The organism is Cupriavidus sp. 22TCCZM01-5, from assembly GCF_057798915.1.
Map to the genome: position 1 here is coordinate 1 of NZ_JBYOJR010000098.1, position 521 is coordinate 521.

The following is a 521-nucleotide window of genomic DNA, read 5'->3' on the forward strand; positions in this document are numbered from 1 at the left end:
CCAACATAGTTTGTAATTTGGGATCGTCTTCCACAATGATTAGAGATGGTTTGATTTGTTGTGCGTTCATTTAAGTGATGTATACAATATTTAATATCAATGGAACTTAAACAAATTTACGAATTATTTCAAATAAAGCTTTCTCAGAATAAGGTTATCGGATGAGTTAATTGGATAAAATTGCCAATTAATGATTTAAATCTAATCACCAATCACATTTCGAGAGATGCAAAAAGGCGCAACGTTTGCGCCTAGGTATGGAATCTTAAAGCGAAATTACCGCTTATTCGGTGGTACATACGACGCTGTTGTCGCTGCCAAATGCATTTGGAACGTAAGCATCAGCTTGTGGGTCATTTTCCCACTTCGAGTCATCGAGCAAGTAACGGAACTGAACATTCCGCGCTTTAGGTAAGCGGGTTTTAAATTTAAACTGACGACTTTTCTTCACTAATTTCATCGGCTCTGGCTGCCAGTTGTTGAAGTCTCCAGCAATTTGGACAGAGTCCCACTGATCTTTA

The 521-nt window shown here is 38.2% G+C and carries 1 protein-coding gene; it reads right to left on the minus strand.

Annotation, left to right across the window (positions count from 1 at the left end):
• Window positions 1-283 precede the first annotated feature (283 nt).
• Window positions 284-521 (minus strand): isoamylase early set domain-containing protein (locus tag AC3FNH_RS32600; protein WP_488723015.1); only part of this gene is annotated, 238 nt, incomplete at its 5' end.